Source organism: Limnoraphis robusta BA-68 BA1 (assembly GCF_034932365.1).
Classification (GTDB): Bacteria; Cyanobacteriota; Cyanobacteriia; order Cyanobacteriales; family Microcoleaceae; genus Capilliphycus; species Capilliphycus robustus.
The window spans coordinates 36,467-45,215 of record NZ_JAYGHR010000024.1 but is presented as its reverse complement, the minus strand read 5'-3'; the positions used below and the strand labels follow the sequence as shown (position 1 = coordinate 45,215).

7 protein-coding genes are annotated in these 8,749 nt (G+C 43.5%); 4 read left to right on the top strand and 3 right to left on the bottom strand.

The annotated features are described in order from the left end of the window. Positions 1 to 122: 122 nt before the first annotated feature. Complete coding sequence (locus tag VB836_RS11025) at positions 123 to 1,037, bottom strand: M23 family metallopeptidase (RefSeq protein ID WP_407659643.1); 915 nt, start codon at positions 1,035 to 1,037, stop codon at positions 123 to 125. Between the two features lie 121 nt (positions 1,038 to 1,158). Here VB836_RS11025 and VB836_RS11020 point away from each other — a divergent pair, with 121 nt between their 5' ends. Continuing rightward, positions 1,159 to 3,492 (top strand): cation:proton antiporter domain-containing protein, encoded by a 2,334-nt coding sequence (locus VB836_RS11020; RefSeq protein WP_323219387.1) that lies wholly within the window; start codon positions 1,159 to 1,161, stop codon positions 3,490 to 3,492. Positions 3,493 to 3,499: 7 nt separating this feature from the next. On the opposite strand, the gene VB836_RS11015 is transcribed toward VB836_RS11020, so the two are convergent. Together VB836_RS11015 and VB836_RS11010 are read right to left on the bottom strand one after the other, a co-directional pair. Continuing rightward, positions 3,500 to 3,712 carry an Hfq-related RNA-binding protein gene (locus VB836_RS11015; protein ID WP_046280047.1) on the bottom strand — a complete coding sequence of 71 codons (213 nt, stop codon included), beginning with the start codon at positions 3,710 to 3,712 and terminating at the stop codon, positions 3,500 to 3,502. A 93-nt stretch (positions 3,713 to 3,805) separates the two neighbouring features. Further along, positions 3,806 to 5,038: an RNA-guided endonuclease InsQ/TnpB family protein gene (locus VB836_RS11010; protein WP_323219386.1), complete on the bottom strand. Its 1,233-nt coding sequence runs from the start codon at positions 5,036 to 5,038 to the stop codon at positions 3,806 to 3,808. 267 nt (positions 5,039 to 5,305) lie between these two features. On the opposite strand from VB836_RS11010, the gene dapF reads away from it, so the two are divergent. From dapF to VB836_RS10995, 3 genes are all read left to right on the top strand, one after another. Continuing rightward, positions 5,306 to 6,166, top strand: coding sequence for a diaminopimelate epimerase (gene dapF, locus VB836_RS11005; protein WP_046280048.1), 861 nt, complete (start codon positions 5,306 to 5,308; stop codon positions 6,164 to 6,166). Between the two features lie 165 nt (positions 6,167 to 6,331). Next, positions 6,332 to 7,474 (top strand): hypothetical protein, encoded by a 1,143-nt coding sequence (locus tag VB836_RS11000; RefSeq protein WP_046280049.1) that lies wholly within the window; start codon positions 6,332 to 6,334, stop codon positions 7,472 to 7,474. A gap of 178 nt (positions 7,475 to 7,652) precedes the next feature. Next, complete coding sequence (locus VB836_RS10995) at positions 7,653 to 8,732, top strand: RNA-guided endonuclease InsQ/TnpB family protein (RefSeq protein ID WP_323219385.1); 1,080 nt, start codon at positions 7,653 to 7,655, stop codon at positions 8,730 to 8,732. Positions 8,733 to 8,749 lie beyond the last annotated feature (17 nt).

Sequence of the window (8,749 nt, the reverse complement as noted above, 5' to 3'; positions counted from 1 at the left end):
ACGCCTCCCGAGAGACTGACCTCTGCTTAAGTGGGGAAACCCAGTTGAGTAAGTCAACTCATAGAAAGAGGAAACCCAAACAGTGATGTTTGGAATCTCCGTCGTTTACGGCGGAGAGGATGTCAATCTACCCCAACTGATCGCCAAGGTACCGGATCAACGGCTTGAGCATGAACATACAATCCCCAGTGTAAATGTGGCCCTGTAGAAATCCCCGTTGAACCCACTCCGCCAATCACTTGACCTGCTTTCACCATATCCCCTTCTTTGACATCAATGCGACTGAGATGAATAAAAATACTGGTGACACCTTGACCATGATCAATTCCTACTGTATTACCATGCAGTTCAAACCCTTGAGACTCTAACCCCACCAACGCCACACGACCCCCCGCAGGCGCAACGACGGGAGAACCCGTTCCGGCGGCATAATCAACGCCTCTGTGATAATAATCTTCGGCAAATTCACCGTTATAATAGCGACGCACTCCATAAATCGTACTGACATAACCCTCACTCGGTCGCAGAAACGGGCCGTTCCAGTATTTTTCCGGCGTTACGAGGGCTTTAAAGGCATCCACTCGGTCAAACTCAAAATCAGTCCCCTCAATACTATTCTGCTCGTCAGAAAGCCAAATAGACTGGGTAGGGAAACTGCGATCGCGCACTTGTACGGTGATACTCTGTTGTTGAGTTCCGTCGCTAATTTGCAGTTGTCGAGTTCCCGCCTGATCGAGTGGTGTAGTCGGAATTAACGCTCGATAACGATTTCCACTCAGGGGAAACATCGGATAAGTCTTGCCATTTAATACAACGCTTGGGTTAGAACTCCCTGAATTTGCCGCCGCATTCAGGGTAACAGACAGGGTATCCCCTAACTGCGGAGAAGAGGGTGTCACCTGCACTTGAAAAGAAGCGGTTGCTGGAATGGCGATCGCCAAACAAGCCGTTATCAAGGCTAGCATCAAACTTTTCAGCCAACGTGATCTTCTCAAACCTCCTGTTCGAGAAGGGGAAAACTCGAATACATTTAAGATTTTCATTGAAAACACTGGTCACTGATAACTGTTCACTGTTCAAATAGCACTCCCATCATAAAGTTGCTACTCTAATATTTAATTAACACGTTGTTACATTTTGTCGCTAGATTGAAAATCCGTGCCAGAAGACTTTAGATTAATTGTTGATTTAGTTCTCGTTCTTGCAGCCGCTACAGCCGGAGGGTTGCTAGCCTCACTTCTCAAACAACCCGCCCTACTCGGTTATCTCATTGGTGGGATCGTCGTTGGCCCTTCTGGACTAGGTTTGATTAAACAATTAGTTCAAGTGGAAACTCTCGCTCAATTTGGGGTAGCGTTTTTGCTGTTTGCTTTGGGTGTGGAGTTTTCCTTCGCTGAACTGAAGAAAGTTCAAGCTATCAGTTTAGGAGGTGGGGGTTTACAAATTACCCTAACGATTATTTTAACGGCCGTTGTTTCCGTCGTTATGGGTTGGGTGAGTTCTCCAGTTCAAGGGATATTTTTAGGGGCAATTTTATCGCTGTCCTCAACGGCGGTTGTGCTTAAATGTTTGATGGAAGGCAACGAAACCAGTACCCCTCATGGTCAAGTCATGTTGGGAATTTTAGTGGTGCAGGATTTAGCACTAGGGCTAATGTTAGCCGTTTTACCTGCTTTAGATCAACCCATCGAAGCTTTGGGTTTAGCAGTCGGGCGATCGCTATTATTAATCGGATTATTTGCGGTGGGTGCCGTCGCAGCCGGAATTTGGATTATCCCCTCATTATTGCGTTTTCTGGCTCGTACTGAAAGCCGTGAATTGTTTTTATTAGGAGTAGTCGCTCTCTGTTTAGGAATTGCGTTATTAACTGAACATTTAGGATTTTCGATTGAAATGGGGGCATTTGTCGCAGGTTTGATGATTTCTGAGGTGGAATACGCCGATCAAACCTTGACTTATGTTGAACCCTTGCGGGATATTTTTGCAGCTTTATTTTTCGTCGCTGTGGGAATGTTAATCGATCCGGTTTTCCTCTGGGAACATTTAGAATTAATTTTAGGATTGGTTTGTCTGGTTGTCCTCGGAAAATCGCTGTTGATTATTCCAATTGTTCGCAGTTTTGGTTATACGATTAAAACCTCAATTATTGCGGGATTAGGATTAGCTCAAATTGGGGAATTTTCTTTTGTTCTCGCCAGTGCAGGGCAGACTTTAGGCTTAGTTTCTCGTCGAGTTTATCTGCTAATATTAGGAACAACAGCCGTTACTTTAGTGATTACGCCGTTTGTTTTGAAACTGATTCCGCGTCTATTAGACTGGATGGAAAATGTACCTTGGTTGTTTGCACTTTTAGAAGAAACCGCTTTACCCATTGCCATTTCTGACGATTTACCTCAACGAAATCATGTGATTGTTTGTGGGTATGGACGAGTCGGACGAAACTTGGTACAAGTCCTTAGAAATCATAACTATCCGGTTGTGGTGATTGATCATTCTGAACGAGCCGTTCAAGAGTTACGCAATGCTAAAATCCCCTATTTATACGGGAATGCAGCGAGTTCTCATGTGTTAGAAACGGCAGGTGTTGATCGCGCTGCTGCAATGGCAATTGCCCTTTCTGATCCGATGAATACTCGACTCTGTTTAAAGCGATCTTTAGGGTATTCACCCGCTCTCGATATCACCGTAATTGCCTATCGGGATCAAGATATCGAATTATTGTATCATTTAGGGGCAAAAGAAGTCGTTCAGCCGGAATTTGAAGCGAGTTTAGAATTATCAACTCATTTGTTAGTGAGTATGGGATTACCTCTCAAAGACATTCAACAGCAAACCCAAAAAATTCGCAATAGTCATTACCTTGATTTGCGCCCGGAAGAATCTCCTGAGAAAATTTCGCGTAACTTGCAGGAAGCCGCGCAAAATATGAATAGTAAATGGTACAGTTTACCCGAAGATTCTCCCCTAGAAGGAATGACGATTCAACAAACTGATTTACGTCATCTCAGTGGGGTGAGTGTGATGGCAATTCGGCGATCAAACGGCGAAGAAGTTGATTATCCCGATAGTAATACTCCCCTCAACAAAGGCGATCGCTTATTATTAGTCGGAGAACCGGAAGCCTTAGCTATTTTGGATCAACTGGCGAAAGGAGAGGTGCAACTTCCGTCTGAAAGTGTCTCTTGTCAGTGGTTGATCATTCTCGAAAATAGTCCGGCGGTGGGTAAAACCTTGGCTGATATTGATTTACTTAGTCGTTATAGTGTGCAGGTGCAAGCGTTACGCCGTCAGGGTAAATTCTTACGTTGGCCCCACCCCTCGATCGATTTGCAAGCGGGTGATCACTTGTTGCTGTGTGGTGGCTTTCAAAATCTCAATCAGGTGCGTTGTGATCTAATTCCAATTACGCCGCCTGTGAACAGCCAAAACGTGACGACTCCGACAAAGATTGAAAGTGAACCTTTAGAGGTTAAACAACCCGCCACTCTCTGAGTTGGGGTTAACTTTTGGGTTTGAGATAGGCGATCGCTTGTCGCCAAACTAAAATCGGTTGCTGACCTTCATCTTGCAGGCAAATACAGTTATGATCTTGCCAAAATACGGTTCCAACTAGAATATCATTCGTCAGCAGCTTGATTTCTACAGGCTGTTTGTCTTGGGTATAGGTTTGAACTTGTCGAATACTCGGTAAACCTGTGTCAAAGTCAGACATGGTGAGTTCGGGGTTTGAGGTGTAGATTTTCTGATTTCATTGACATCCTCCCTCTCTAAATCAGAGATTATAGAGAGGGATTCCCAAACATCGCTATTTGGGTTTACTGCTTTTGCGGCACTTATCTAGGCTGTTATCAACCCCCGACAGTACGCCTACACAGTCAATTTCTTCTACGATCTGCCCAACCGCAGTGACACCTCGGTTACAAATCACTTTTGCTGCTGCAACATCACGGTTGATTTCGTACTGGCATTCGGGGCATTTGTGAATACGTTCAGCTAGGTTTTTTTTGCCTGTATGCACTCCACAATTTGGACAGATTTGACTGGTATATCTGTAGTCAACCTTGCCAAAATAAACCCCCCTTTTCCAGCATACCCAAGCGAGTATATTGAAGAACTGACCGAACCCTGCGTCTAAAGTATGTTTACCTAACATTCCTTTAGCCCAGGTTCTAAAGTCTAAGTCTTCAACAAATATCATTCCAGCTTGGTCGCACAAATGAGCAGCCAGTTTGAAGTGAAAGTCTTTTCGAGTGTCTGAGATTTTTTTATGAAGTCTTGCTATCTTCTGGTTGAGTTTCTGTCTATTCGATGACCCCTTTGTTTTTAATTTAAGTCTACGTTGCAGTAATTTCAACTCGCTATGTAGTTGGTTTAAAAACTTCGGTCGTTCAATCAACTCACCATCAGAAGTTGCCAAGAACTTATCAAGTCCAACGTCAATCCCTAGCGGATACCCCGAAGCCGGGGTGTCTGGGATATTTACAGGACTTTGCAGAGATAACATGGCAAAATACCCACTTGCCCGCCTAACTACCCGTACCTGCTTTAGCTTGAATCCCTCGGTCATGGGACGAGATAATCTCATCCGAACCCATCCAATTTGAGGGAGTTTTATCCAATCATTAGAAACTGGATTTTTCTGAAATTGAGGAAATACGAATGACCGCATTCGGTACTTATTTTTAAAGCGAGGAAAACCGTAACCCTGCTCTTTCATCTTGTTAAATGCTCTCTCTAAAGTCTTCAAGACTTGCTGTAAAACTTGAGCATTTACTTTCTTAAGTTCTGGGTTGGTTTTCTTTGTTTTGGTTAGATTCGCGGCTTGTACGTTGTAGTTGGGGTAAGGGGTATCTGCTGAGATGATGTATTCTTGTTGCAATGAACAAGAATTAATTGCACACTTCCTACTATTTATCCAGTCTTTCCGCTCTCTTAAGGCATAATTCCACACCTTTCTACAGACCGCCAACATTTCTTCAATGATGACGATCTGTTCTTGAGAGGGGATTAACTTGTATTCGTAGGTTAGTGTCAGCATCTGAGCATAATACCATGCTTCTACCCCGCCATGTTAACCCGTTAGACTTTAGGAAAGGAAAACTTGAGACGGGCTTTCCCAAAACCGAGTCTTTTTTGTTGGTCGCAATTCACCTACGACCAAATCGAAGATTCTGGTCGCAGACAAGATTGCTCCATTACGATAGGCAATCATACACCAGTTATCCGTCACCCTCACGGGTGAGTGTAAACTGTCTGGCTCTCTCCCTATCTGCTAGACTAATCTTTGTGAGCCGTGGAGGATGCAATGGCTATTGAGTTTAGGAAATACCAGGGTTTGGGTAATGATTTTATCTTGATTGATAATCGTCATCAGTCAGAACCGATTGTTACTCCTGAAATGGCAATGCAGATGTGCGATCGCTATTTTGGCATCGGGGCGGATGGGGTGATTTTTGCCTTACCGGGAACCTCAAACACGGACTATACGATGCGGATCTTTAACTCAGATGGTTCAGAACCGCAAATGTGTGGAAACGGGATTCGCTGTCTGGCTAAATTTATCGCCGATTTAGAACGTCGTGACGGTAAAATTAACAGCACAGAATCTTCTCTAAGTTACAAGATTGAAACCTTGGCGGGTATTATCACCCCGGAGATTCTCCCAGATGGACAGGTCAAAGTCGATATGGGGAAACCTCGACTACTCGCCGCAGAAATTCCCACAACTTTGGTTCAAGCCGACGAAAAGGCTGTTAACGTGCCTCTAGTTGTCGCTGAACAGTCCTGGCTCGTCACTTGTGTCAGTATGGGTAATCCTCACTGTATTACCTTTGTTGAAGACGTGGCGGCGATTCCCTTAGCTCAAATTGGGCCGCTATTTGAACATCATCCGGCATTTCCTGAACGAACCAACACTGAATTTATCCAAGTGGTTAAACCGGATTATCTGAAAATGCGCGTTTGGGAACGAGGAGCGGGTGCAACCTTAGCTTGCGGAACAGGCGCCTGTGCCGTGGTTGTGGCGGGGGTATTAACGGGAAATAGCGATCGCCTCGTAACAGTAGAATTACCCGGAGGATGTCTAGAAATTGAATGGTCAGCCTCTGACGAACGGCTGTATATGAGTGGGCCGGCTGAATGGGTGTTTACAGGTCAGTGGCACTGAGATCACTAACAATTGGAATTTGAGACTGATATATTGAGGAAAGACCAAAAATTAAAAAAAGCTGGAATTATTAGCAACTCAAAATCAGTCTCAAAATTATTGATGGGTTGATGGGGTGAATCTCAAGGCTGAAATTTCAAAATTTATTATATTGGCAGAATAGCTATGGGTGGAGGGATATATCTGATCCAAGATGATGATCAGCTTGTGGAAATGATGGAGCAAGCTTACGACTCAGAAGATCAGCTTCAAGAATTGTTGGAAAGTTATCCGAATTTGTTAGCTGGGGATGAAATTGATCGGGCAACATCAAGACGATGGTTAGTGATTTCTCGGGAAGTGACGCTTCCGGCGGAGGAAGAATCGACTGGACGTTGGTCACTCGATCATCTATTTCTTGATCAAGATGCAATTCCGACTTTAGTGGAAATTAAACGCTTTCACAATGCCGAGACTCGTCAAAAAATGCTCGGTCAAATGTTGGACTACGCGGCAAATCTCGGGATTTATTGGCCTGTAGAATCAACGATTGCTCAATTTGAAGCCAATTGTCGCGATCAAGGTCGTGATCCGGAGCAAGTTTTTGAGGAATTTTTAGGTTCAGAAGCTGATGAAGAACGGTTTTGGCAAAAGGTAAAAACTAACATTCAAGCGGGAAAAATTCGTCTGATTTTTGTAGCGGATGAAATTCCTGCCCCCTTAAGACGTATTGTTGAATTTCTCAATGAACAAACTGATCCGGTGGAGGTTTGGGCGTTGGAAATTAAGCAATATGTTTCCCAAGAGGGTTTAAAAACATTAGTTCCCCGTGTTATTGGTCAAACCGCAGAAGCCCAACAGAAAAAATCAAGTGCAACGGGTGAAAGACGGCGTTGGGATGAGAATTCTTTCTTTGAAGAATTGAAGATCAGACGCGGTATTGATGAGGTGGAAATGGCTCGAAAAATTCATGCTTGGGCGCGGAAACAGCCTGAAACTGATGTTCAATGGGGAACGGGAGATATTTATGGGGGTTTTGCTGCAATTTTACATCAAAAAGGTAGAAAACCTCATAAGTTATTTAGTGTTGATATTTCGGGCCGCTTAGAAATTTCTTCGATTAAATATGGTTCTCAACCGCCTTTTGATCGAGAGGAAAAATGGGTGGAACTACGCGGACAATTGAGTTCAATTGGTTTATCACTTCCGGTTGATAAAACTGAGTTTAGATCGCCGGGAATTCGCTTATCGACTGTTCAAGATGACACCGCTCTCAAGCAAGTTTTGGATACGTTTGATTGGGTTGTTTTGCAAATTAAAAATTCCTGATAACCCGATAATTATTCATTTTAAAAAGGGCGCAAAACAGTTTGCAAAACAGGGCGCAAGCAAAAAAGGGCGCAAGCTTTGCGCCCCTACGAAAATGGGGTTAAGATTGGGGAGCAGTAACTTAGTAGACAATTTATGGTACAACACGGTACTATCCGTAAGATCAGATAATAGATCTATGCAACGAGCCTATCATACCAAGTTAAAACTGAACAACAAACAGAAGACTTTAATGGCGACCCACGCCGGATATTCTAGGTGGGTTTGGAACTGGGCGTTAGCGATGTGGAATGAAGCTTACAAACAGGGTTTAAAACCTTCAACGAATAAGCTAAAAAAGTTCTACACCAATCACATTAAGCCAAACTATCCCTGGCAGTCAACCCTAAGTTCTAGAGTTTATCAATTTGCTTTCATGCACTTGGGAGAAGCATTTAGCCGATTTTTTCAAGGCATTGCCAAACATCCTAAGTTCAAGAAAAAAGGCAGAAATGATAGCTTTACTCTCGATAATTGTGGCCAAGTAATGAGGTTTTCAGGGAGGAGGTTAAAACTTCCTTTTATTGGATGGGTTAACACTTACGAACCCCTTCCCGAAATTCAGACTAAACGAGTCACAATTAGTCGAGTCGCTGATTCTTGGTATCTGTCTGTAGCCTACGAATTTGAGCCAGAACCGACTGTAAAATCAAGAGAATACCTGGGTGTTGATGTTGGGGTTAAGGTATTAGCGACCTGTTCAGATGGTACTGTTTTTGTTAACCCAGCAGCCCACAAAAAAGCTCAAAAAAATCTAGCCCGACTTCAACGCGAACTCTCAAGAAAACAGAAGGGTTCAAATAACAGGAACAAAGCTAGACTGAAACTCGCAAAAGCTCATCAAAGAATTGTCAACATTCGCAAAGATACAATTCAAAAATTAACCTCATGGCTATGCAAAAACCACGCAGTCATCGGGTTAGAAGACTTGAATGTTTCTGGGATGTTGAAAAATCATAAATTAGCGGGTGCTATAGCCGATTCTGCTTTTTATGAAATTCGCCGCCAAGTCGAGTATAAGTCCTCGTGGTACGGTTCAAGAGTAGTGTTTGCTGATAGATTCTATCCGTCAACTAAAACCTGTTCAAATTGCGGTCACGTTCAAGAAATGCCACTGAAAGAACGGGTTTTCAATTGTAAGAATTGCGGTGTAAGCCTTGACCGTGATTTGAATGCCAGCCTAAATTTAGAACGTTTTGCCGAAGGCTATTCGGTTTAAGCCTGTCTGACCGGGTA